At 59.2% G+C, this 24,468-nt stretch carries 15 protein-coding genes; 1 reads left to right on the plus strand and 14 read right to left on the minus strand.

Annotation, left to right across the window (positions count from 1 at the left end; translation table 11 throughout):
- From C8N42_RS19305 to C8N42_RS19330, 5 genes are all read right to left on the minus strand, one after another.
- On the minus strand, positions 1–1,695 hold a 1,695-nt coding region (locus C8N42_RS19305), incomplete at its 3' end, for a ParB/RepB/Spo0J family partition protein (protein WP_107818090.1).
- A gap of 106 nt (positions 1,696–1,801) precedes the next feature.
- Entirely contained in the window at positions 1,802–2,887 is a 1,086-nt protein-coding gene (gene repC, locus C8N42_RS19310) for a plasmid replication protein RepC (protein ID WP_234988887.1), read from the minus strand.
- Between the two features lie 210 nt (positions 2,888–3,097).
- Entirely contained in the window at positions 3,098–4,066 is a 969-nt protein-coding gene (gene repB, locus C8N42_RS19320) for a plasmid partitioning protein RepB (RefSeq protein WP_233678008.1), read from the minus strand.
- The gene (repA, locus tag C8N42_RS19325) at positions 4,066–5,265 is read right to left on the minus strand and encodes a plasmid partitioning protein RepA (protein ID WP_028288490.1); all 1,200 of its coding nucleotides are present in this window, start codon (positions 5,263–5,265) and stop codon (positions 4,066–4,068) included. Before repA ends, repB begins: the two co-directional genes overlap by 1 nt.
- Positions 5,266–5,631: 366 nt before the next feature.
- Positions 5,632–6,513: a recombinase family protein gene (locus tag C8N42_RS19330; protein ID WP_008335982.1), complete on the minus strand. Its 882-nt coding sequence runs from the start codon at positions 6,511–6,513 to the stop codon at positions 5,632–5,634.
- A 277-nt stretch (positions 6,514–6,790) separates the two neighbouring features.
- Here C8N42_RS19330 and C8N42_RS19335 point away from each other — a divergent pair, with 277 nt between their 5' ends.
- Positions 6,791–7,987, plus strand: coding sequence for a helix-turn-helix domain-containing protein (locus tag C8N42_RS19335; protein WP_245890305.1), 1,197 nt, complete (start codon positions 6,791–6,793; stop codon positions 7,985–7,987).
- Positions 7,988–8,005: 18 nt separating this feature from the next.
- Here the strand turns inward: C8N42_RS19335 and C8N42_RS19340 are convergent, their stop codons facing one another.
- The 9 genes from C8N42_RS19340 to C8N42_RS19380 all read right to left on the minus strand — a co-directional run bounded on the left by C8N42_RS19340 (position 8,006) and on the right by C8N42_RS19380 (position 24,301).
- The gene (locus tag C8N42_RS19340; RefSeq protein WP_211309226.1) at positions 8,006–8,452 is read right to left on the minus strand and encodes a hypothetical protein; all 447 of its coding nucleotides are present in this window, start codon (positions 8,450–8,452) and stop codon (positions 8,006–8,008) included.
- A gap of 62 nt (positions 8,453–8,514) precedes the next feature.
- Positions 8,515–11,061: a DEAD/DEAH box helicase family protein gene (locus C8N42_RS19345; RefSeq protein WP_107818094.1), complete on the minus strand. Its 2,547-nt coding sequence runs from the start codon at positions 11,059–11,061 to the stop codon at positions 8,515–8,517.
- 1 nt (position 11,062) lies between these two features.
- The gene (locus C8N42_RS19350) at positions 11,063–12,862 is read right to left on the minus strand and encodes a phospholipase D-like domain-containing protein (protein WP_211309227.1); all 1,800 of its coding nucleotides are present in this window, start codon (positions 12,860–12,862) and stop codon (positions 11,063–11,065) included.
- A complete protein-coding gene (locus C8N42_RS19355) occupies positions 12,859–14,070 on the minus strand; it encodes a hypothetical protein (protein WP_245890307.1) in 1,212 nt (403 codons plus the stop codon). The genes C8N42_RS19350 and C8N42_RS19355 overlap by 4 nt, the downstream gene beginning before the upstream one ends.
- Positions 14,070–17,270: a UvrD-helicase domain-containing protein gene (locus tag C8N42_RS19360; protein WP_245890306.1), complete on the minus strand. Its 3,201-nt coding sequence runs from the start codon at positions 17,268–17,270 to the stop codon at positions 14,070–14,072. The genes C8N42_RS19355 and C8N42_RS19360 overlap by 1 nt, the downstream gene beginning before the upstream one ends.
- A 2-nt stretch (positions 17,271–17,272) precedes the next feature.
- Positions 17,273–19,819 carry a PD-(D/E)XK nuclease family protein gene (locus tag C8N42_RS19365; protein ID WP_107818097.1) on the minus strand — a complete coding sequence of 849 codons (2,547 nt, stop codon included), beginning with the start codon at positions 19,817–19,819 and terminating at the stop codon, positions 17,273–17,275.
- 128 nt (positions 19,820–19,947) lie between these two features.
- The gene (locus C8N42_RS19370) at positions 19,948–21,516 is read right to left on the minus strand and encodes an ADP-ribosylglycohydrolase family protein (protein WP_107818098.1); all 1,569 of its coding nucleotides are present in this window, start codon (positions 21,514–21,516) and stop codon (positions 19,948–19,950) included.
- A 33-nt stretch (positions 21,517–21,549) separates the two neighbouring features.
- Entirely contained in the window at positions 21,550–22,536 is a 987-nt protein-coding gene (locus C8N42_RS19375; RefSeq protein WP_170109381.1) for a helix-turn-helix transcriptional regulator, read from the minus strand.
- Between the two features lie 49 nt (positions 22,537–22,585).
- Positions 22,586–24,301, minus strand: coding sequence for an AAA family ATPase (locus C8N42_RS19380; RefSeq protein WP_170109382.1), 1,716 nt, complete (start codon positions 24,299–24,301; stop codon positions 22,586–22,588).
- Positions 24,302–24,468 lie beyond the last annotated feature (167 nt).

The raw sequence follows: 24,468 nt of genomic DNA on the forward strand, positions 1-24,468 counted from the left end.
CGCTAGCAGGGACAGCCGGCTCACCTGATCGAGGGAAGCCAGGTAGTCCCAGAGAGCGACATCGTCGCCGAGCGGCAAGTCGGCCTCCCACTCCGTGTGGCGGTCGTCCACCAGCTTGGCCACCACGCTATCCTTCAGATCGCTCGCCTGCGCCGACATGTAGACGTGACGGACCGAAGCCTCGAGGCAGCTGCCGGCCGAACTGGACGTCCGGAAGGTATCGTTGACGAGCTTCAGGAGCAGCAGCGTCAACGCGACGTCAGGGGAGCGACCGACAGCTTCGCGCAGTGCCAATGTCCGGTGCGCCGTCAGCTCCATGATCAGCCGCTCGGGCAAGGGCTTCAGTGCACCATCGTCCTCGTCGTCAGGCACGTTGGCACCAAGCGCCTGACCGGCAGAGGTGATCACCGTGCCGTGGCCGATACCATCCACATTGCTCCCCGCTGAAAGCTCACCGCCCTGCCCGTCTGCCGCCTGTTCACCGCTGTGGACGTCGGCATCTTCCCGAGGCTCATCCTCGGGCCGCACGAAGCCCCGATAAACGGCAAGCTCGCCATAGCGGTCAAGCGTCACGAACGCCCCTGCCCGTGCGATCTCCTCCTCGTCGAAGATCAGCGGCCGGGCCTCGAGCTTCTCCATCGCGACTTCCAACTCGCCAAGTCGCGCGTCGATCTCTTCGGGGAATTCATCCTGGCCCTCGTATTGCTCTTCGAGCGCCCGGTACTCGGCAAGCAGCTTGGCATGGGCCGCGCCTTCGTCATCCGTCATCGGCGCCGGGTCTCCGCTTAGCCGCCGCAAACCGTGGCTGTAGCCATAGGGCAGGTCGAGCGAGACCTCGATCCATTTCCAACCTTCGGTCGCAATCGCTTCGGCTTCAGCCTGAAGCTTTTCGCTGACCAGACGATCGAGCAGGGCAGGATCTTCTAGCCAACCGCCGTCATCGCCTTGGAAGAGGTCATGCAACATAGTGCCGCCCGCCGCCTCGTACGCCTCGACGCCGACAAAGACGGCGCGCCGGTCCGATGCCCGCACCGAGGTTTCCGTCAGCATCCGCCGGATCTGATAAGGCTCCTTGTTCCACGAAGACTTGATCGCCTCCCAGACTTGAATCTGACGCTCGTGATCCGGATTGACCGTGAAGGCCATCAGCTGCTCCAGCGTCATCTCGTCCTCGGCGTAGAGCTCGAGCAGGGCAGGGGCCACGGCGGCGAGTTTCAGGCGCTGTTTCACCACCTGCGGCGTGACGAAGAAGGCGGCTGCGATCTCTTCATCGCCTTGACCCTTCTCCCGAAGCGCCACGAAGGCGCGGAACTGGTCGAGCGGATGCAGGGCTGCGCGCTGCATGTTCTCAGCGAGCGAGTCGTCTTCGGCGAGGATCGCGGAAGTGGCATCCCGCACGATGCAGGGGATGGGCGTCGTCTTGGCCAAGCGTTTCTGCTTCACCAGGAGAGACAGGGCCTGGAAGCGCCGACCGCCAGCGGGGATTTCGAACTTGCCGGTCTCGGACCCGTCATCCGCCAGAACGGGTCGAACGCTCAGGCTCTGCAGCAACCCGCGGCGGGCGATGTCTTCGGCCAGTTCCTCGATGGAGATGCCGGCCTTGATGCGCCGGACGTTGGACTGGCTCAGCATGAGTTTGTCGAAGGGAATGTCCCGGGACGGGGACAGGGTGACTTTCTGGGCAGATTTCGCCATCAGATCTTCTCCGCGACGGGCGCCGGAAGCCACTCTCCCGATCTCACTTCCCGTCACCCCTTTCACAGCCCATCTCTACCTCTCGACATGTCCACCGCGGTGGACATCACGCAGTTGCTGCCCCAGAACGAGAAAGCCTTTCCAACAACAGTGATGGGTTGAAGTCAGTTTCTCTGCGACCGAGCGTGATGCTGTGGAAATACGCTCCAAAGTCTCGGATGCGATTGCTCATCTGGAGAATTATGAAGATGGCGCATGATGCTTTTTGAGAGCCTATCTTCTTAGCAGCCTTTTCGAAGGTGCTTTCGTGGATTCCCATCATTGGAGCGAGCGTTCTCGCGTGGCTTTCGACATCGTGCCAGTTCCTAAGTGAGTTCGTTGCGAACGATGTAGCCTGGTCACAAACGGTTGTGAGCGTTTGCAGGGGAGGTGTTTGGCTGTTGGTCCCGCTTTCTAAATCTTTTTGTTCTTTTTTAGACTTAGAATGGTGGCGGACAGTTTGCCCGTCATTGGCGGGCAGTTTCATTGTTTCTGGTGCGTCCACCGCGGTGGACATCTGTTTGCATTGAGCCTCCAGTTCGCCGAGCAAAGTACGATACTCCGCGATCGAGAGCTTCCTCCGAAGAACTCGGCGTACCTGATGAGTGAGTTCGTTCTCGGGGTCAGCTTCGTCGATCTGAGCAAGTTTGGTTAGGATTTGCTTTCGCAAAAACACGCGATCCCGACGAGCGTTTTCCATCGCTTGGGCTGTCGCAAGTAGTTCGCCGGCACGCGCGAGCAACGGAGCCAGCGACAACCCATAGCTAATGGACTGACCTTCGGAGGACTTCACTCGGTATCTCTTGCGATTTGGGCTGTCGTGGCGCTTCATGAAACCGAGTTCAACAAAGCGATCGATGTGCCTACGGAGGGTTCGTTCATCGATCCCGCCAACTCGACGGCAGATCTCGTCGTTGGAAGCGAAGACTGTGTCTCCATGCCGAGGCTTGAGAAAGCTCAGCATCGCTTGGAGCGTTTGAACATGTCCTGGACGGAGACCGAACAGGCTGCGAGTATCTCTGAGCGCGCGGAAGACTGCCCAGATGTCGGTTTCAGGTGTTGACGTGGCGGGGGTGCCCTTGCCGACGCCAAAGGTCTGAACGGAAAGCTTTGTGAATGCCATGTTTGTTGAACGACGACCGTTGCGGCCCACAACTTCCCCGGCTCTTCCCGCTGTTTTTGGCGAGAAAAGGCAACAAAAAGACGTCCACCGAATCGGTGACTCTTGACCGGTATGTCGGAGATTGCTACATCACAGGTGCTAATCAGATGATGAGGGCTCTCCGGGGGAAACCTTGGGGGGCTCTTTTCTTTTTGGTCTTCGCCTTTCTCCTCTGCTCGTGTTTTTGGTTATGACCGGGGATCAGCTCCCCGAGCCTCTCTCATTCTGCCATTGTTCAAAAAGCTGTCGCAGCGTGGTTTCCGCGCGCTCTTCGAGCCATTGGCCGAATTCCGGGTTGTCCTTGCGGGTGATCTTGATAGCGATCGACTTGCCATCGACTGAAAGTGTGCCGACAGGGCTACCACTATTGTCCTTTACCACGGTCGTTTGGCCACGGGCGCTTTGGTCGGCTGCGCCACGCGCCTTGCTGGAGCAAGCAACATAGACGGCTTGAAACTTGTCCGAGCTTGGAGTGGTGTCAGGCAGAGAGGCAAGTGTCTCACGCGCAATGTCGACAAGCGGAACCTTCTCTGAAAGTGCAGCAAGATCACCCCATTGGCGTCGACCTACGCCATGAGCCGGGCCGATAAGCCGGACAAGTTCGTCAGGCAGCTGCTCGATGACTACACGATGGTTCGACACACCTTGCCGGGTGAGGCCTAGGGCGTCCTGAATGACGCCAGGCTTGTAACCGGCCTCCTGCATCTCTTTGATAAAAAGAGATTTTTCAATGAAGGACGGATCCAGCCGCAGGTTGTTTTCCTGACCTTGCGCGATCAGAGAAGCATCATCATCGAGCGTTCGAACGATCGCTTTGACGGTTCCACCAACTCTTCGAATGGCTGCAAGTCTGCGACGCCCGTAGATGATGCGGTATCGATCCGGTTGGTCAGAGGGGCGAACCATGATCGGCACTTGCTGACCATGCTTGCGAATGCTTTCGGCGAGATCTTCAATGCTACTATCTTCCAGGATCAGGCGATCCCGGAGGCCATCCATATCGATCCGGTCGGGTTCGATATCTCGGATTGAGTTGGCAGTGATTTCCCGGAGAGAGTCCCGCAATCCGCCAACCGAGCCAGGTAGCTTCGAGGATTTGACCGGGGCAGGGGAGGGGGCTGCCGACTCTTTCTCGTCTTTCGGTGGCTGGTTGAAGATATTTCGAGCCATCAGCGACGCCCCCATGCCATTTGGATTGTCTGCTCCAGCTCATCGGCAACGCTGTTCACGCTGGTCAAAGCCCGATCAATGGTCTTCCGAATGAGCTGGCTCGGGTCTACCTCATAGATGGTTTGCTGAGTCATGCCGGCGTCAGAAATGGCTGTCGACTTCAGCATCGGTTCAGTCATGACTTGGCCCGCAAGGATTGAACGTAGGTACCCGGCCATTTGCGTTTGTGGTCCGTCCGACGGCTCGTAGCGTGTGATCAGGAACTTTACGAAGTCCCAAGTGACATGTCGTCCAATCGCCTCTTCGACGGCTTTGACCGTTTCCGAAGCGAGTTTGAGGAACTGGCTCATCGAAGCGATGTCGAGCATGCCGGGGACGACCGTCACAAGTAAGCCCGTGGACGCTGCCAATGCTGTCAATGTCAGGAAGCCCAACTGCGGAGGGCAATCGATCAGCACGATGTCATAGTCTGAGTCGACTTCCTCTAGCGCCAGAGCAAGACGCTCTGCAAAAATCGGCTGAACCCTGCGCGCAAGGGCATTCGCTGTCTCGGTTTCGTACTCGGACAACATCAAGCCAGCCGGGACCATGTCGAGCTTGTGGAAGTATGTTTTCTGGATGACCTCCGAGAGCGGAACCTGATCATCGTATCTCAATGCGTCGTAGATTGTGCCGCCTTCGGCGAATTCGAGCTCAGGCCGGAAGCCGAAAAATGTCGTCAAACTGGCCTGCGGGTCGAGGTCCAGAACAAGCACGCGGTAGCCACGCAGGGCATACCTGTGTGCCAAATGGATTGTCGCTGTTGTCTTCGAGCTGCCGCCTTTGAAATTCACGACCGAAATGACCTGAAGACGGTCACCGTCTCGGCGGCCAGGTCTGTACGCGTCAGCATTTTTGCCTGTCCGCGCCAAAATGTTGCGGAGGTCGTCAACTTCTTCGGCCGTGTAGAACCTATGACCGCGACCGTCAGTGTGAACTTCTGGGAAGCTGCCATCTTTGTGGCGGTTGCGCAGGTTCGACGTACTAACGCGCAGCAACTCGGCGACCTCGGTCGAGCTGAAGCGGCGCAAGGACTTGCGTTCTTCTGGCTCGAACGCAACTTTCATCTGCCGGTCAAGCGACTCAGCAAGACTGTCTGCGAATGCTCCGATGTCAGAAGAGCCTATGCCTTGCGCGTAGCCCGTATTTCGATCATCCATGTTCTGCCGCCTCTCATGGCCTTTGCTAAGGCTCTTTGTCGTTCTGACGGTTAAAGCCACGTCTGACGCGTTTTGCCGTCAGAATGGAAATGCCACGAACATCTGAGTCCGGCAAGAAGAATCTAGATGTAGTGCAAAAGTTATCCACAGCATCAATTTGGCCGCGCGGGGCCCGCGCTATATAACGCATTGATTCCTAACGATAAAGGCCGCGTCTGGCGAAGCCGATACCCTTCGAGATATTTTCTGCTCGCGCGAACTAACCCCAAGGCTTTGTTGGATATTTACGTGGTTTTCGTCCAGTTGAGGCGATGATTCTGTAAGATTTTGGCCGAGTGACAGGAGTAGTTTGCCGACCATCGCCGCCTACAAAAGGCCGAGACGCTCTGCCCGCTCCAGCAGCATTCTGACTGAGGAAGGCTGCCAGCTGGTGCGACCGCGAGGGGTGCGCTCACGCATGGATTCCAGTCGGTCGCAGATTGCCTGCAAGGTGATCTCGGGGTCAGCACCTTTGATTGCGGCGACAATCGCAGGCAGGCGATCGTCGGTTTCGCGACGACCGGCGCGCCCAAGCACTTCAGCCGGCAGGAATCCGTCCGCCACGTATGCCTTCACGGCGCGGAGCAGGCGGCTTTGCGTCCAGCGCCGATCATGGGGCAGGGGGCCATTGATGATCCGCAGCACGTCTTCCCAAGCCATATCGGGGCGCAGGCGGCGCACATGGGGCACCCAATCCTGCGCGGTCTCGTTGAGGCGCTCCATGTAGCCATCCTGCCGCGCCAGCCGTACCTTGCGCAGCGCTTCAGGGTCCTTGGCGCGAAGACCTGGGTTGCCGCCGACGCGGCCCTTTGAGCGTGCCGAGGCAAGTCCGGCTTTGGTACGCTCGCGGATCAGAGCGCGTTCGAACTCAGCCGCAGCGCCCAGAACCTGCAACGTGAACTTGCCCTGGGGCGAGGCAGTGTCGATCGGGTCCTGGAGCGAGCGGAAGAACGCCCCCTTGCCCTCCAGTCTTTCGATCACCTCAAGCAAGTGCGACAGAGACCGCGCAAGCCGGTCGATCCGCACGACGACCAGCGTGTCGCCCTTGCCAATCCGCTCCAGCACACGTGCAAGCACCGGCCGCGCCCGATTGCCACCTGAGGCGTGCTCTTCAAAGATCTCTGCGCAACCCGCAGATTGAAGGGCCTCGGACTGGGGCAGGGGGGTTTGATCCTCTGTGGATACGCGCGCATAGCCTATCAGGGGCATGGAAAAGAGCCGTTTGCAATTTAAGATATCGCTAATAAACGACCGTTTGAAAACGCGTGCAATAGGTATTTCTCTCGTCGCGCTGAATTCGGGAAGCCTTGTATCTACGGGCTGACGGCCACGAGAGGCGCTCCAGCGCTCTCGAGAAGGCACGATCCTCGAACGCCTCTATAGTAGAGGAAAACGCAGTCCCTCAAACTCCATCGCCAAACGCGCAAAATAGCTTTATAATGCGCGCATGAGCCGATTTCGCCCTACACACATGGACTATGACGAGATGCCTCTCGAAGACTTGGAGGCGTCCGAGGACAAGGATGACGCCGACCTCTGGTTCCTGCCCGGGCCGATCGAGGACGAACCGGATTACCTGCCTCCCGGGCCTAGGTCTGAGGCGAAGGAATCCGAGATCGTCGATGCCTGGCGCGGGGCCGAGGCCGGGCAGGCGGCGCAGCTCGCCCGTGTTGCGGCGCGCCTGGGGATCCTCGATGAACGCCTGCGTCGGGGCCCTGCAGGCTGGCGGCAGCGGCTCGCCCTGATCGAGGCTGCGGACCTGAGCTGGTTGACGCAGGACCGGATCGGACTCGACCGGCTGTCACTCTACATGGCGCTGCGGGTTTCGACCGTAACGGATGATGCGCAGGCCTTGTACCGGATCGGCTGGACCGTGCGTCGGCTGACCGGTGGACCCGCGCCGCTGATGCGTCGGTCGGGTGTCGGCGATCTCGAGACCTTCCTTGATCGGCGCGACCGCCCGGGGCATGGGGAGCGGTTCGAAGATGCCAATGCTCCCTCGCGCGTGGTCGAGATGGCAGAGCGTGAAGCCTTCGAGGACCGGGCTGCCGGATGGCTTGCGATGATGAATCAGGCCGAAAACCTCCACCCCGTGACGCGGGCCTGCATGGGCTTTCATCTCTGGCATGTCGCGGAGCTCTCGACGATCGACGATCCGCTCGAGGCCGCGGTGACGGCGTCGCGTGTTGCGATCACCGAACTCGCACCGTCAGGGAGCATGCCCGGCGCGATCTTCGCACCGACCGCCATGGGCGGGGGAGGGGGCTTTCGCGCGATCGGGGACCCGCCCGCCCGGTTAGCGCGCTGGCTGAACGCGATGGAGAGCGCGACATTCGCAGCCCTGCGCAGGCTCGAGGAGATCGAGGCTTGGGCGGCTGCCGCAGAGCGCGCGATGACTCCCCTCTCGGGCAAGACGCCGCCGATGCTGCGGAACCTCTTCGCAAGCTGGCCGCTGGTCTCAGTACAGATGGCCGAGAAACTGACAGGTACGCATCGGGCAACGGTTCAGCGCAACATCGACTGGATGGACGAGCAGGGCCTCATCCGGGAAGTTACGGGGCAGGGACGATACCGAATGTGGCGGATCGTTGAGCCGCGCTCAACAGAGGCAAATTCGATGCCCGAAAGGCATGATGAGCTGCTGGCTGAAGATTTCTTCGATGTGCTGGCCGCGCGCCAGTGATCTCCGGATTTTTTCCCTTCAGGTTTCCGCGTCCCGCAGCTCTCGCAGAGCAGCCAGATAGCGGTTCATGCGGCGCATGTCCTTTTCGGTCAGTGCCGACAGTCGCGACGCGTTCAGATTGTCGAGGATGTCTGCCGTTTTGACCCGGCGCGCGATCTTGTTGCCCTTGGCGCGTCGGACGAAGGCCACGTAGACGGCCTCGCTGTCGCCCTTATCCTCGGGCCTCTTCGTGACAAGGCGTAAAGCGTCGAGCACAGTCGGCGAGAACCCTTCTTCCTCAAGGCGCTTGAATGTCCAGCCAGGGCCGTCTTCGACCACGTCATGCAGGACGCCAACGATCCGTTCGTCGTCGGTCTCTAATGACATCATCACCCGGAGCGGATGTAGCAGATACGGCGCGCCGGCCTTGTCGGTTTGTCCCCGATGGGCTTCCGCAGCGATTTCAATGGCGCGATGAAGGTTCAATAGCTTCTCCTGGTGTATGAATATGATCGTGACCATTCGGTTGGTATTTTTGGAACTTCACATCACTCCCATGGCGCAAAGTTTGGCGTGGATACAATGATACGGTTCCTAAGAGCTTCGAGTTCTGGGGAAATTGCTGCGTGGGTTCCCTGATGCGGCAAAACTTCCCCGTGTAATTGTGCACGCAGCTCCATCCACCGCTCCTTCAGGACCTGCCAGTTGTGATCATCATAGGTCCCGCTGACAACGACAGGATGAATGCGTATACGTGGTGGGTCGCCCTCGGCGTGCCCATACCAATTTTCCAAGTCTTGGAGCCAACGGCTGCCCTTGCGGTCCACGCGACCGATCTGTTGTTCGACAATACCCGGGTTCCATTCTGCATGCAGTATGACCACAGTGCGGCAGGCTTCATGCAGGTTTAACCCCTCCCGCCCAACACGGGATTGAGCGAGAAGTACCATTGGCCAGCTGGAGGCGCGGTTGAATGCGGACTGCAGCAAGCGGCGTGTTTGAGGTGGGGTTGCGCCAGACATCATCCGGGCAAAATTGCCCTCGCGCCCGGAAAAGTCCTGAAGATACGATGCCAGCCTAGACTGCAAGACACTGTCGTGTTCTTGCTCTTCATCGGTTGATAGGTCATCCAGCAGCCCTTTGAACAGCGCCAGCATTTCGTCGCCGGACCACGGTACGTCAGCACTCTCGCGCCTGTCGTCAAGCGCCTCCAGTAGTGCCCCGATATCGCCTTGCAGCTCTTCATCATCGTCATCTTGGCGCAAATAGCCTAGCAACAGCGCGGCGGTATCATCCTGCGGTGCCAAGGCTTCGAGTTCACGATGCAGCCTTGCAAGCTCTGTGCGGCGCGCACTGGACCATTTCCGATATCGTTCGGTCAGCATCTGGTTGATCGAAGTGATACCGCCTGTCGTCACACAGAGATCAGGGTCGTTCATGGCGGCAAGAACGGCGGGTTCGCTCTCATCCCGTACTTTCGAGGCTGGCCAGTGCCGTCCGTCTCTGAGTCGCCGGAGCATTTCGCGCGCGTCCAGTAGCCGGGTCAGCGCATTCATCGGAGTTATGAAACGCCCGAAAACGAGAACCTTTTCGTCTCGTTCGGCATAAGACTCGATCAGTCGAACTGCGGCTAGTATCGCAGGATGGGTGTAGATATCCGCAGGCTGGCCACGGAAGGCATCGAACCAGAATGACTGCGGGCCTTCTAACTCATCGTCCTGCGGCAGCTGTTCAACAGGTTCGGATTCGGGTGCGAGACCAAAACCGTACCCTTGGGCGACCGATAGTCTTGCACGCTTCACGCGATGGTCTTCCTGGGGCAGGATCGAAAGCGCTTCAGCTGCACAAAACCGCCGCAGCCAGTCGCGAGTGAACCCCTTCGTTGTCGGCGACACTTTTAAGTCCTCGACGACGCGATAATCTCCATGCGCTTCCTGAAATGCGCTGATCTCAGGATCGTGTCGCTTGTCCCTTCTTAGAACATAGGGGCGCAATGCCTTTTGAAATCTGATTGCAGCGGTCTCGAAGCTATCGGTCAATGGCTCGTCAAGTTCTTCGACCCGGATGCGTTTGACTATATCGACATAACCGCTGATCCATTCGGTAAGTTCGGCAAGCGGAGTAATATCTTCACCATCGTCCCGCCCACTGATCCGGCCTAGCGTGTCCTTCCATTGCCCGGAATCCAGTTCCACAGGCGTGGCAGTCATCCCGAGGCGGAATGGATCATCGGCCTCCCAACTGACTGGTCCGAGAATGCGCGATAGGCTGGAATCCTCCCCACGGGCCTTGTGGGCCTCATCAACGACGATCAAGTCGAACTGACCCAGCCCATAACCTATGAGCGGCAGGATCTTGCCCTTGTATTCATCGGCCGCAAGCCATCGGTGGTCTCCGGACAGATCATCAAGCACGCTCCGACACAAACCGTGTTCAATGATAGTGTCGGCAATCATGCGGGCGGCGCGGCGGGTGGCATGGACCTGGCTAATCTCACCACGGTGAAAGCTGTCGCGCATGAAATTGCGTCGTTGCCCTGCTAATAAGCGCACAACATTCGGAAGCAATTCACGCCGCCATCCCCCCGCCGGACCGTTGCCTGTGTTCGGAAAGCGCATGGCTGCAAATGTGTGCGAGATCATCAGGACTTCTTCATCGGCCCAGCCATTTTTCGGCAATTCCCGCTGCTGTCTGCGATCCTTAAGCCAGTCCGCGTGTATGATTTTACGTTTTTGGCTTCCTTCGGCATCTTCCTCGGTGAGGAAACCCGCGATAAATCCGTCATAGCTGCGCAATGGCAGCAGGGTCTGGTCATCAGGGTGAAATAGCCTCAGTTCCTTCTGCCACTGCACGCCCAACCCAGCCGGAAGCACAATCGCAGCTCTGCCGCCCGCGTTGCGAACTGCTGAAATGAGCGCAACCGCTATTCGGGTTTTGCCCATCCCGACTTCGTCGGCCAGCAAAGCGGCCCGCTGACCGGATCTGATCCGCGCGGCGAGTTGCGCAACAGATGCGCGCTGTCCAGCATCAAGCGGTTCATCCGTCTGTTGCGACGCGAGCTGCTCAAGATAATCAGCGGCCTTCATCCAATCCATGTCACATGCCCTCGTCAGCCCAAAGCGACGGAAGGTCATCGATCTTCCATTCCCGAGCCACAGCCTTCAACGATTGTTCCAGCAAGGTCAGGTTGATATCGTCAGGGCACATCCGCGGGTCCATTAATGCCGGCAAGGGATTTGCCTTAGCATCGCGAAAAAAGCCAATCATCGGCTGCTCCTGCTTGCAGATCGCGCGCAAAGTCTGACGCAGTTCTCGACACCAACGCTGCCAATCTCGCGGGTCAAGTCTTGCCTGGGTCTCGCCAAGCCGCACCAGAAGGCTCATCATCCGGCGAATAGCATAGGTTGCGGGTGGCAAATCCGTGGTGTCCGAGGCTTCCACCGTTGGCTCGCCGCCTTCGGGTCCGTCATCGGGCTGATCTGCGTCCAAGGGTTCTGGGAACGCCTGCAGGCCAGCCAAGACGTCTTCCACCGTCAATTCGGATGGCCGTGGCACAACAAGCACGCCCTCCGCGATAATGGGAACGCGCCAGCCACCGTGTGTCAGCGTGACAACGGCTGGAGCAGGTGCAGGCCAGATGCAGGGCGTGGGGCACGATGCACCGTCCGGACCTATGACATCCAGAACAATCCCGCCTGGCGCACAAATCGTACCATCCTTCCAGATCAACCAAGACACTGGCGGCAGGGTTTCAGGCTCCTCGGGGGGCACAAACCCGCTGCCAGAGTGTAGCTTCGAAGGTTCGACGGTCTCGTTGAACTGGATTGGCAACAGGGTCGCAAAACCATGCTTGCTGTTCTTTCGGCTGCGCCATTTCAATCCTTTGGGAAGATCGACGACAACGCCCGCTTCAAGATTGCCACCCGCGCTGGCGGCCTTTTCAAATCCGTTCCGGCTGAGATTTCCCGACCCTAGATAGACGCGCCCAACGGCCTCGTCGTGCCCTGCGCCGAGCAATACAAACTTAGCGTGAAGTTGCCCTTCCTCGCCATGCATAGCGGAAATCGGGCGCCTGAGATTCCAACCAGCCGCGGTCAGGGCCGGGCCACGCATGGCCAGACCTTGACAGGACAGCGGGTTCAAAAACAGGTCCAAAGTCGCAGATTTCTTCAAGAGCTTTTCTTCGACCAGCTTCTCGCGAAACCTCTCAGGCAGCCCCGCGCCACCATCGCCTTCTGCTTCAAAATAACCGGACCCAAGGATTAGACGATCTGCCTTTTTTCCCAGTCCAAGTCGATCGACAACCTGTGGGAGCAAAGCCTGAGACCGGCTGTCGATGAAGCGCGGCGGCAAGGTAGAGGCCGGAAGGTGACCGATCTGTTCCTTAAGGCGCGCATAGGGCAGCGCGCCGTCATATTCCCGTTCGATCAGCGCGCAATCCCCGCGTTCACGCAGCCATTCAAACATGTTCCAGGCCGCCCGAATATCTGCAATATCCTGATCTTTCGGATCATCGGTCTGAAGATCAATTGACCAGAACAGGTCGATACTGTCCGTCAAAGGGTCTTGCGTCCAGTTTCCCGTGCTGACCGCGAGCCTGATGATATATCCATCTTCATCGCGTTTGCGAAATCCCAGCAAAGCAACCTTGGCGTGCAAGAGGTTGTAACCTCGATCCTGCAGTCGCATCCACATCCAGGCTAGGCCCGATATGTCCGAAATTGCGTTCATTGTCGGGTGAATGAACGCGGCTAATACGGGGCGCGCCATTTCTCCAGTGAAGCTGCGCCGGATCTGCCCCATCACATTGGGCGTTGCCGTAAATCCGCAGAAGAAACCGAAATCCCCGAAACAATCCTTGGGCGGCATGAAGAGGGTGATAAGCGTTGTGTTCATAATGCCGGTTCTTCACCTGCTGAGTCCCGACATCCCGGGTTCACATCGCCGTTCAGTTCGGCCGCAAGGCAATGAAGATTGAAAAGTCGGAATAACTGAGGTGCGAACTCGGCATCATTGACGGGTTCGTCTGCATCGATGCTTGGCATCTCGCCGGCCGCTGGTCCCAGAACGATACGATCCTCCCGCCACCTGATCACCGTTCCATCGCGCTCGGCCAGCTTTTGAAGAAGCTGTTGGTCGGGCAAATCCCGGACCTCCGAAAGGAATTTCCGGCTGCTTGACTCATCTGCTGCGTCAATTCTGGCGCCCAGCTGGAGGGCGTATCGGCGAAGCTTTGCGAGGGGCTCGCCCACGGTTTTATTGGCCTCGTCGAAGGGCAGCCAAGCATCCTCATTGGCATCGCGAAGCTGAAGCAGACGTTCTTCCAAGCGATACAACACCGCCAGTGCGGCACTGCGTAAATCCATGAAAGCCGCCCCCGCGCGCAGGTCCGTCCAATGGTCGGCAGTTATCCCGCTGAGCGGTTCGACAGCATTGAGCTGACCTGCACTGGGCCCGGTCTTGAGTGCTACAAGAGCACGCCGACGCGACGTTGACGGATCGTCACCTCCGACAAGCCGGGCCAAGATCAGCTTGCGAACGTCGGGTGGGACGGCAGCATTTGGCGACAGGTCTTCAATTACCTTATTCAAACCATGAGGGGATCCCCCATGTGCCCATGCGCCCAGAACACGACGGTAGTTTGCCATCACCGGCAGGTTTAGCATCTGCGCGCCTGCGGTGTGGATGGTGAAAGCACCAAAGCGACTGCCCCGCACGAAACCAAGCGCAACCAGTGGTTGCACCATGGCCATGCGGATGGGTTGAACCACATAGGTGCCGCGTCGCTTGAGATTCTTGAAACTCCAGTCTTTCAGCCCTTGCATCTTGCGTAGACCGCGCACGCGACGGTCCGCCAAGCCCTGTTCGGTGGCTTTTCGCATCATCAAAGCCTCGACGGCGTTGCCGACTGGCAAGGCCGAAACACCTAGCTCCTCGGCAATGGACACCGCCAAAACCGACCAGAGAATCGGCATCGGAAACCACATGCCACCCAAGCCTGGTACTGAACGATCGTTGAAGTGCCGCACGGCGCTAGCAAGGCCCAGGTTCTGCTGCCTGCGCTGCGAAATGATGGTGTCAGGCGCGAGTATTCCCCAGGGCATCAAGAAGTACTTTCTTGATACCCGCGGGCAGGAATAGAGGCCAGGTTCAGAAAATCCAGCCGCCCATGATCAACCCAAAATACTGCCACACCATTCAATTTGTACGTCGGGAATATGTCTCGGACCAAGTCGGCATAGGCAGAAAGCTGCGGCCAGTAGAGGCCAAAACCCTCACCCGCACCACCGGTCTTGTGGTCGATCAAAAGGCAACCCTTAGGCCCCGATGCCAACAGGTCGATCATACCGGGAATTTCAGCACCCTCTTTAGTACGTCCTAGAAGAGGAATTTCACATAGCAGATCGGTATATCCATCGGCCGCAAGCCAGGCTTTCAGCGCCGCCGCTCGCTCTGCGACCAGTGCCAGGGTTGCGTCGTCCAATCCGGTAGCCTTGGGCAGGGCTTCAGTTAGATCATATCGCGTAAGGCAAGTTCGCAGGGCAAGATGGATGGCTGTCCCACGCGCCGCGTCACTGACGGTGTGGGGCCATGGTTCGCCCAAGGCGATACCCTGGCTTTTGGGGGCTGACAGCGCGGTTGTCGATTGCGATGGCTGCAACCTCCAGGGCGTCAATTCCACAGCAGGCAAGGGGGTAGCGCTGCCGAGCAGTGGTGTATCAGCGATCTCTGCCTCCGAATACGTGGTGAAGCCCACGTGTTCGGGCAACTGCCTAATGATGGCCGGGCAATCAACCCCGCCGATGCGCAGTGTATCACCACCTATCTGTGGCGCGCAGGCATCCATGAACACATGGAACAGGCACTTGGCTTCCGGAGCTTCCTCGTCACGCTCCTTCAGGAAGCTTGGCCACTCTAGAACCAGCCGGTCGCGTGCCCGGGTCAGGGCGACGTATAGAAGGTTCTTCGCATTTGCCTCGAAATCTGCGCGCCGATCCTCGATGAACCGTCGCTCTGCCTCTGGGGCGGCAAATCCCGGCGTGTGGATTAGTGCGGCTGAGGCCAGCACGGCGTCCATATCGTCGATCTTGTCAAGCGCGGTGAACCGGGTCGCGGTGCTGCCCGGCCAGTCTTCGATCCCGTGGTCGAATTCCGCAACCACGGTGATCGGCCATTCACGCCCCTTGCTGGCGTGCCATGTGACGATCTCGACCGCCTCGGCGCTGTTGGCGGCGGAGTCGGGACGGCGGTCGAAATCGCGCTCGCTGGCGCGAGCATCCAGCCAGCCAAGAAACACCTTGGCGCTTTCGCCATGGAAACCGGCTGCGGCCTTGAGATCACGGTGCGCGGATTCGAAGTCGCTTGCTTCGGCTTCAAGCCGCAGAAGGTCAGCACGCGCCTGTGCCGGGTCGGGCTGACGGTCAGCCCAGACCCGAAGCCCAGAAGCATTGATCACCAGGTCCACTGCATTGGAAATCGGCAAGCGAGTAAGGCGGTCCGACAACGCCGCTAGCTGCATCAGGACCGCATCATCCGCCAACCGACCTTGGATCTGCGCTTGCATGGCGGCTTGCAGGCTGAGCGGATCGGGGCCGAGGGTGCGCAGGACAAGCGCGGCATTCGTATCGGCAGGGTTCGCGGCATAGCTGAGCGCCGCGCGAGCCGCCTGAACAACCGGGCTTGTCGCCCAGCCATCCTCGGCAATGCGGACAGGTACGCCTCGCGCGCGTAATTCCTCGGCATAGCGGGCTGCGGTCGCGTGCCGGCAGACCAGCAGAGCGACGTCAGAGGGGCGCACGCCCCTTGGGGCCTTGCTGTGTCGATCAGTGATCGTTTCGCCCGCCTGCAAGATTTGAGCGATGCGTTCTGCAACATGCTCTTGCGGCTTCGAGTACTTTCGAACCCCGCGACCTTTGACGATATTCAAGACCTCGAGCGCAGGACCGGACACCGGATCACGCGTCGGGGCTAGAGGGTTATAGCCTGCGCCAAACAGCCCTGCACCCATAGCATTGACGAAGTCCATCACCGCCGGTGTAGACCGCCAGTTGCGGTCAAGGGGCTGCGTCGCATCGGGGTTGGCCGCCGCCAGCGCCTGAGACAGGCGGGGATCGGCGCCCTGAAACCCCATGATCGACTGCTTTACATCCCCCACCAGCAGGGTTCGTGGCGCACGGGCACCTAATTGCCAGAGCAACGCGAACTGCACCGGGTTGGTGTCCTGAAATTCGTCGATGATGACGCAGTCGATCTCATCCAGCACTGCCTGTCGCACTGCCGGATCAGTGCGCAATAGCCGCTCGGCGCCTGCAATCATGTCGGCATAGTCAATCAGCCCAAGCGCCTTTTTGCGCGCCTCGTAAGCCTCCATCACTTCCTGCGCACAGGCGATCAGGCATTGAAAGTGCAGCTTCGCATCGGCCAAGGGGCCGGGATGTGACGGCAGCACCTCGGCAGCCTGCATGATCGCAAGCGCAAGATCGTCATAGCCCTCAGGCGTTTTTGAATTCCGGTTCGAGATAAAGAGGTTGCGTAGTGACTGCCAAAGGCTCCAGTCCCGATCCAGCATCGCAGGGTCGCGTTCGACACGGCGAAACAGGGCCAGATTGTTTTCCAGTGTCTCGCGGGGGCCCTTGGCTGTCACGCCGTCCATGCCACCGTCAGGAAAGGCCGTGAGGATGGTGGCAACTTCCGTCGCCAACGCATCACGGGCGGCTGTGGGGTCTGCGATCACCTTGCCATAGATTTCATCGAGCCGCGTTAGTGCGGGTGCGATCAGCCCGGGATCACGGCCTTTGTCGCCGAGCCCCCGCAACAGGTCGATCATCGACAGAACCCGGCTCCGTAATGAATCTTCGACCGTTTCGCCTTTTTGCCAGTTGGGCTGATATCCGAACCGCTCGGGTTCAGCCTTGATCGGATCAAGCGACTTTGCATGGGCCAGCGCCTGCCGGACCAGCAGCTCGCGCTCGGCATCGCCAAGGTGACGCGGTTGCAGCGATGTACCTGCTGCCAGCGCATGTTCCGTCAATAAACGCAGGCCCAAACCATGGATGGTAGAGACATATGCGCGCTCCACGGCCATGGCCTCGGTCACCAGCCCGTCCACCAGAAGACCCGCCCGGATACGTTCGCGCAATTCGCCCGCGGCGGCTTCGGTAAAGGTCACCGCAAGGATGCGTTCGGGTCGTACGATCTTGCGCTTCACCCAGTCAGAAAGCTGGGTCTTGATACGATGAGTTTTTCCCGCGCCCGCGCCAGCGGGAACGATGACCAACCCTCGGTCTGAATCTGCTCCGTCCATGGTCATGCCTCCTCGATCTGGCGAATGAACGCGGTAACCAGGGTCGAACCATCGGTCAGCGCATAGGGTGTGAACCCTGCTTCTTTCTTGAAAAAAACCTCATCGGCTGAGGTATTGAGCACCACCCGACCGGCCCCTAGCTGCGCCAGCCGTTCAGCAAGCATTGCAACAGCCGCATCATTGACCGTGTCGCCCATGTCGCGGGCGGGAGATCCTTCTGCAGGTACAAGCCCGGAAGTTAAGAGCCCACCATCATTCATCAGGTGATAGGCAATACCGACCTTTCGGCCAATCAGCGGCTCCACCCCGTCGCCGTCCCGCCGAAAAGGACGGGCGAGCATGTCACGGTATAGCCCTGCTTGCAGATCCCACCCGGCCTCCATGCGCCTGCGGCGGGCCGATGTGCCGCTTTTCTTGTGATCGACGACAAGCAGTGCACCGTCAGGCAACTCAAGGATCGCATCGGCCTTGCCGTGCAGGTTGATGCCATGCGCTTCACCCGCCAGCCAGATTTCGTTGCCGATGATCTTTGCGCCAAGCGCCAGCAGATGTTCGCGCCAGCGCAGCGCCGCTTGAAGTATCTCGCGCTCCAGCCCGCTGCGCTCCATTTCCCAGGATGCGCTACGCAGAAACCCCGCATGGCGGGTCAGCGCACGATCATAGGCCTCGGTAACCGCAGCAGTCAGTTCCGCAGGCTCTGGCACAGGCTGGTCTTTGAGGAATACATGTTCAAACACGTCATGGGCAATGTTGCCTTTGGCCAAGACATCGAGGTCCTCGGCCGACCAAGACATGTCGCCAGCCCCAACCTCGTCCAGAAGCCATGCCAATGGGCTGACCAGAAGCGTTTCCAGCCGTGAGGGTGATTGGGGTTTGCTTGTCCCGTCATCCTTACGACGGAGCGCCAACAGGTCGAGGCCGGGGAACGAGAGAGCTTCGGGGAGGTCGTCCGGTTCCGGCAAGGGTGGCAGACGGTGATGTGCCACAGGCCAGTTGCCGGGCGGCAGGCGCGACAGGTCGAGGACGAGATCATGGGCTTCTTCTATATCCGACATTGCGCGTGCGACTAGCGATAGCCCAGCTGAAGGTTGCTGCCGCGCGCCCGACAGATCGCGCCAAGGGATCAGAAACGTCACAGACTCCGCGACCGCCTGAAGCTGCTGCTCAAAGAGGTAGAGGCTTTCAGCCAATCTCTCTGCCCTCCCGCGAAGCTGCAAACCGGTGGTGGTTCGAATTGCAGTAATTTCGCTGTCCAGAAACAGCGGGTTTGCGCGGGGCCGGGTCGGATACTGACCGTCGTTGAAATCCGAGATGATCAGATGTCGGCACTGCCGCCACGGAGTTTCGTGCGAAGCCCACAGGCTGACGCCTTCAAGGTTGCGGTCTGCATCTGCGCGCGGCGGCGAAGCAATCTGAATACCGCGCAAGATCCCTTCCCAGTCCGGACTGCCGTCGCCAGGGGGAATGGACAGCCGCGCACGGACCTCTTGGCCTTGCGCTATGCGCTCACAGATACGGTCGAGCAGGAACCGCAATTGGGCAAGGCTGCTGGCCGATGCCCGAATATCTGTCCAGAGGTCTTTGTATGCGGGGGTGGGTGAGAGGATATCACCGCGAAAGTCACCACTCATAATGCTTTCGGCAAGGTCGCGCCCGGTTTGGGCTGACCATGGCATCAGCGGTGACAAAGCCAGACTCGCAAGGACCATCGCCGGTGTGGGTGTGCGCTTGGCTAACGCCAGTTGAAGTGCTGTTTCACCAACGAGGTCGCGCTCTGGCAGGCTGCCAGGAAGTCCTGAAATCGGCACGCCTTGATCGGCAAAGGCGCGCGCGATCTGGCGCGTATCACCAGCGGCCAGCACGGCAATCTCGCGCGCCGGGATACCACTTTCGATCAGGGCACGCGCACGGGCCGCCGCAAAATCAGCGCAGACAGCCACATCGCGCAAACCATAAAAGGCGAGGCTGTCATCCTTTGGCGCGGCATCGATTGCGGCCTCGGCTACTCCGCCCTGCAAAGCGTACAGCCGCGATCCTTCACGCGCCGCGCGCGCCTTGGCGGGCGCAGCCACAGCCCCGAATTCATCCTTAAGTCTTCCATAAAGCGCCTTCATCGCGGCCGGTGCATGCGGGTCAAGCGACCTTTCAACCACCGGCAATGGGTCAAGAAACCGCCCATGCGGCAGGTCCAAAACATGGCGGACCGGAGCAAGCCCCTCAGGCAAGGCGTCACCCAGCTTGTGCCAAAGTGCGATCAGGGCATCCAGATGTCGCCCTGCCCGACTATCGCCCATCGGGCCCGCTGATGGAACGCGCAGATCCGCAGTGGCCAGCACCAGACCTTCCAACGTTGCGCAGACGGCCGAGATCGTCTCGACCGGTGCATTGGCCAGGCTCTCTCGCCATACCGGATGGGGGTCTTCCGCAATAACTCGCCCCGGCGCCCATTCTGGGGCTTCGGGGGCAAGTGATAGTTCTGCGAGACCGGTATCGGTCAGGCGGTAATGCAGGCCGGAGCGGGGATCGGCAACGAGAAAAGGGTAGAACATGGCTTTCGAACTCGCTCCTTAAATTGGAAAATTTAATGGGATTCTATGATGTATCAGTGATTTACGCGACCATGCACGTTCTGTCTTATGCGCGCAACAAGTCCAGTTTCGGACGATTGATCCAGTGTTTATCCACCCGGATAAACTTCGAAGAGCTCTTCTGCCGCATCGATATCGAATGAAAGCTGCCTGTAATCCCGCACCATTTGCGAGATGATGTCCGCACATTCAACGATTTCGGCCCAACGGTGCCGAAGCACAGCCGCAGGATCAAGCAGACCCAGCATATTGCCGGCAATGGCCGCCGTTGAATCGCTGTCTCCACCATGGCTGGCTGCGATCAGAAGGGCCTCTTCGAATGAGCCTCCGGCGAGACAGGCATAAAGCGCGATGGACAGCGCTTCCTCGGCGATCCAGCCGCCACCGAGAGATTCGACTGTTTCCCCTGTACCGTCCCGTGGCGCGCGGAGCGCAGCTTGAATTGCCCGTGCAGTCTCTTCGCCCCCGGTAAGTCGCGCATAGGTCTCTGCAGTCCGGGTCGCACTCTCCTCAAGCTCGGCACCTGCCGTAACATCGGCAAGCATTTCCGCCCAAGCTGCCGCTGCAAGCTGTCCGGTCAGGTGGCCATGCGTCAGGGCGGATGTCTCGATGGCCATCGCGCGAACCTGGTCGCGGGGGAACATCAAGCTGATGGGGGCCACCCGCATGATGGTCCCACATCCTTTGCTGTTGTTTCGTGCCAGGTCCCCAAAATGAGCGCTCGCCGCCAGGGATGACAGGCAGGTATTGCCAGGCGCGCGGCAGACCCGAAGGCGTGGGTCGTTAATCAGTCCCACATCATCAGTCTGAACCTGCGGTTTGCCGCCTTGGGTTTTGAACCAACGCAGCAGCGCGTGATGGATCACGGACGGCGGGTGGCAGATACCCTTAAGAACGCCGCGGATCTGCGCGCGGATGATCCCCTCGGCCGTAAACAGGGTCATTTGGGTGTCGTCAGTAATGGCGCCGTACAGCCCCATGTGTTTTGGCAACTCCGAAATGCCGTTCGGAAAACGATGGCGAATTTCGGTTAGAGAAAGGAATTCGATATCGGCACCCAAACTGTCGCCGATCGCCCCACCCAGAAGGCTGGCGTGCAGTCGGATAAGCGACAGCCCGTCATGTCGGGCGTAGTCGCGAACAAAGCGTTCCTGTACCGGCGTTTCAATGGCTCGTGACCGCGCGGCACGGACGAGGGCCATGGCCTCGCCTGCTGGATGCCCGCGATCAACCAGCAGAAGGGCTGCAACGGTTCCCGCACGCCCCAATCCCCCTCGGCAATGGACCAGCACACGGCCGCCAGTTTCCAGAATGCTATGAAGGCGGGGCGCCAATTGGCGCCAGCGCGCCTTGGCCTTTGGCGTTGGTACATCCAGATCGGGGATCGGGAAGTGGTGCCAGTCCATACCTCGTGCCCTGGTCGCATCGCCAAGACCCGTGACAGAAAGCAGCTCTAACTCCGAGTCCTCGACTAGGGTCACAACGGCTTGCGCGCCCCAAGCCTTGATTGCATCGAGATCAATGTCCAGATCGCGGTCCCATCCCGCGCCGAAGACACTGTCGCCTTTCTTGCCAGGACACAGGGTCAGGCCGAGATGACCGTTGCCAACAGGCAAGCTGTCGATGCGAAGGGGGTGAGATGTGCTGTTCCGAAGCAAGCGCGATTCTTTCTTTGTTGATTCGACTTGAGACTACTGCCCGCACACGTCACTTTCGGTCGTATCAGACGAAGAGTTTTCCGAAATCTGCAAGAATTGCGCTTCAACCTGATCTCCCCATCTCACCAGATACCATTCCATCTCCTGCCGTCCTCCAGCGCGGAAACGGACGATCAGTGACCCGTCACCCATCCGCTCGGTCAGCTGTTTGGGATGAAACAGATATCCCGCAGCTTCATCGGCAACGTCAGGAAGAAACCGCCAGACGACATCATGTGGTTCCTCCCGCCACACACCAAAGCTCTCTGATAGCCATTCCTGCAGATCAAAACCTTTGGGGCGCTCGTAGACCTCGGGTACCAACGAAACCCGTTCAAACCCAGCAAGCGCAAACAGGCGAAGATCGTCCTGATATTCGCTCCAAGCCAAAAGGTATTGGCGCCCTTGACCAAATAACATGGCAATTGGGCCGAGCCGGGTGTTGCGTGAAAGCTTTGCCGAAGCACGGGCGCGATGATCAGCAGAGATCATGACCCCTGCAAGGATCGCTTCACGAATGGTAGATAAAATCTCAGAGGAAATTCTTTCACGAGGCCCAGGTCGAAAGGCAACTCCGTCAGCCAATAGTTGTGCTTCAAGGTCAGCAGCAATCAAACGGCGGCGATCCTCGCGAAACATTGCCTGCACCTTCACCAAAAGGCGCTCTAATATTTCTGCTGTTAGTTCATCGCCCTCGCGCCGCGCAATAGCGGCGGCGCGGTGCCCGGCGGTCAGTTCATCAAGCGTGGGTTCAGCCATGCGGCCCAATGATCCCGACGGGAAGCGCCAGTATTTTCGACCGCTATCGCCGGAGATTTCCTCAATTTGAGGGTAAGCGTTGCGTACGGCATCACGCATGCGTTCTGCCGTACGACGTGATACGGCGAATTCTCGCTCTATATCAGAAAGCGAAATCCCCTCGGCTGACCCCTGCATTATCAGAGCGAGACGTTGCAAATCTTCCTGGCGAGCGTAGCGCATAACTCCTCCTAGCAATACAGAGCAACCATTGTGGTGGAGCACTTTGGCGTCAACGGCCAAAGCCAATCGGTCGCGTTGTTCCTGTCTTTGCCGCATCCTCAAGGATCAGAGCGCGCAGAATTTCCTCTGGGTCCGCAACACCCAGTGCCTGCATTCTGCGGGCCACGTTCGCGAAATCTCCCGGAGCAAGTCGATCAAGCGTAGACAATTCTTTCGGTGGCGAACATGAAAAATGCGCAGCCCAAGCCAGCGGAAGTTGATCGGCTGAGAGAAAATCGAAGCGGATGCGGAAGATAAACCGGCGCTGTGTTGCTGGGTCGAGCTTTTCGACGAAGTTGGTCGTGCAGACTAAGGGCAACGGGTGGCTTTCCATCCAGGTCAGCATCTCATTGACCTGGCTCACCTCCCAGCTGCGTTCAGCGCCACGACGGTCAGCTAGCAAGCTGTCCGCCTCGTCGAAGATGAGCATGGCACCGTCGGCGCGTGCGTCAGAAAAGGCCCGCGCAATGTTCTGCTCGCTTTCGCCAACCCATTTCGACATGAGGTCAGAGGCGCGCTTTTCGATTACCGGCATGCCGATGACCCGGGCCAGATGCCGTGCCCATGCGCTTTTGCCGGTCCCCGCCGGTCCTTCAAGACAGAAACTGACCCGGCGAGGTGCGCTCGGAGACGCCAACCGAGCTTCGATCCGGGCAAGAGCGGCGTCGGCGCGAGCCAGACCAGGTTGCCAGGGCACTTCTGAATAATGCCGCGGCGCGCTATCGGCTCCGCCCTTTGCCAGACGGGCGGCGGCATCAAGTACCTGCGAGACAACATCAGGCCCACCATCACAAAGCCTTGCCACCACCATCGCGTCTGAAACAAGCGCCGGGGCCTGATCATGCCGTTCCGCCATGTCCGGCAGGGCGCTGTCCGATATGCCAACACCATGTCGCTCCTCGAGGCGTTGCCAGATACGTGCCCTGACGCGGCCGGATGGAGGGCGCATCAGAACAGAATAGCTGATCCGCCGCAGAAAGGCAGGATCACAGGCGTGAACCGAATTCGTGGTCCAGATCACCGGGATCGGATTGGTTTCGAGAATTCGGTTGAAATGGACCTTCGACGGCATGTCATGGCTAAAGCGGAAGCTGTGCCCACCAATCAGGTCTTCCATCTCGTCGAACAGCAGCACGGTATCCGATCTTTGCCCCAGCATGCGAGATGCCATGGTGAGTTCGGCCAGGCGCTCTCGGCGCGATGGCTCGCCTCCGTCATCGTCCGTTTCGCCGACCGCGCGCAGTTCGGCGCCGACCTCACGCGCGAGCACCTTGGCGAACTCGGTCTTGCCTGTGCCGGGAGGGCCGTAGAGAAGAATGTGTACGCCGGGTTGGCGCTTGGCCAGCGCGTTGGACAGCAGATCACGCATCAGGTCCGCGTCCTGGCCTAGACCTTCGAAGTCTTGCCATTGAGCCTGCGGCGCAGCTGCACGCGGGAACATCAGGGCAATCAGGTCGGTAATGCAATCGACTTCGGCAAGTAGCGCGAGGGTCAGGCGATCGGACAGATCGAATGGCATCCGGCGGTGACGTCCGCCGCTGTTGCGCTGCACCAATCCCGAGTTTGTCAGTCGGCCGGATGCGCGCATGGCTGCGCGGATTTCAGGCTCGGGCGCAGCGCAGAACCACGACAAAAGCAGTGGCACCGTGACCTCTCTGGTTTCCAGCGCGCCATCGACGACATGCTCGAACCCGTCGAACAACTTGTAAAACGCGACGAAGGTCAACATGGATGTTTCGGCTGGTGTCGCGTAGCCCTTAATTGTGAGATGAGAGATTCAACGAAATCAACGGCTGTCCTTTGCCCTTAAATATGAGATTTTGCCTTTAATTCCGATATTTTTGCCCTTAAACTTGAGACAGGGTTCACAGACATGTGCAGCAAATATCGATG

The organism is Celeribacter persicus, assembly GCF_003050785.1.
Lineage (GTDB): Bacteria > Pseudomonadota > Alphaproteobacteria > Rhodobacterales > Rhodobacteraceae > Celeribacter > Celeribacter persicus.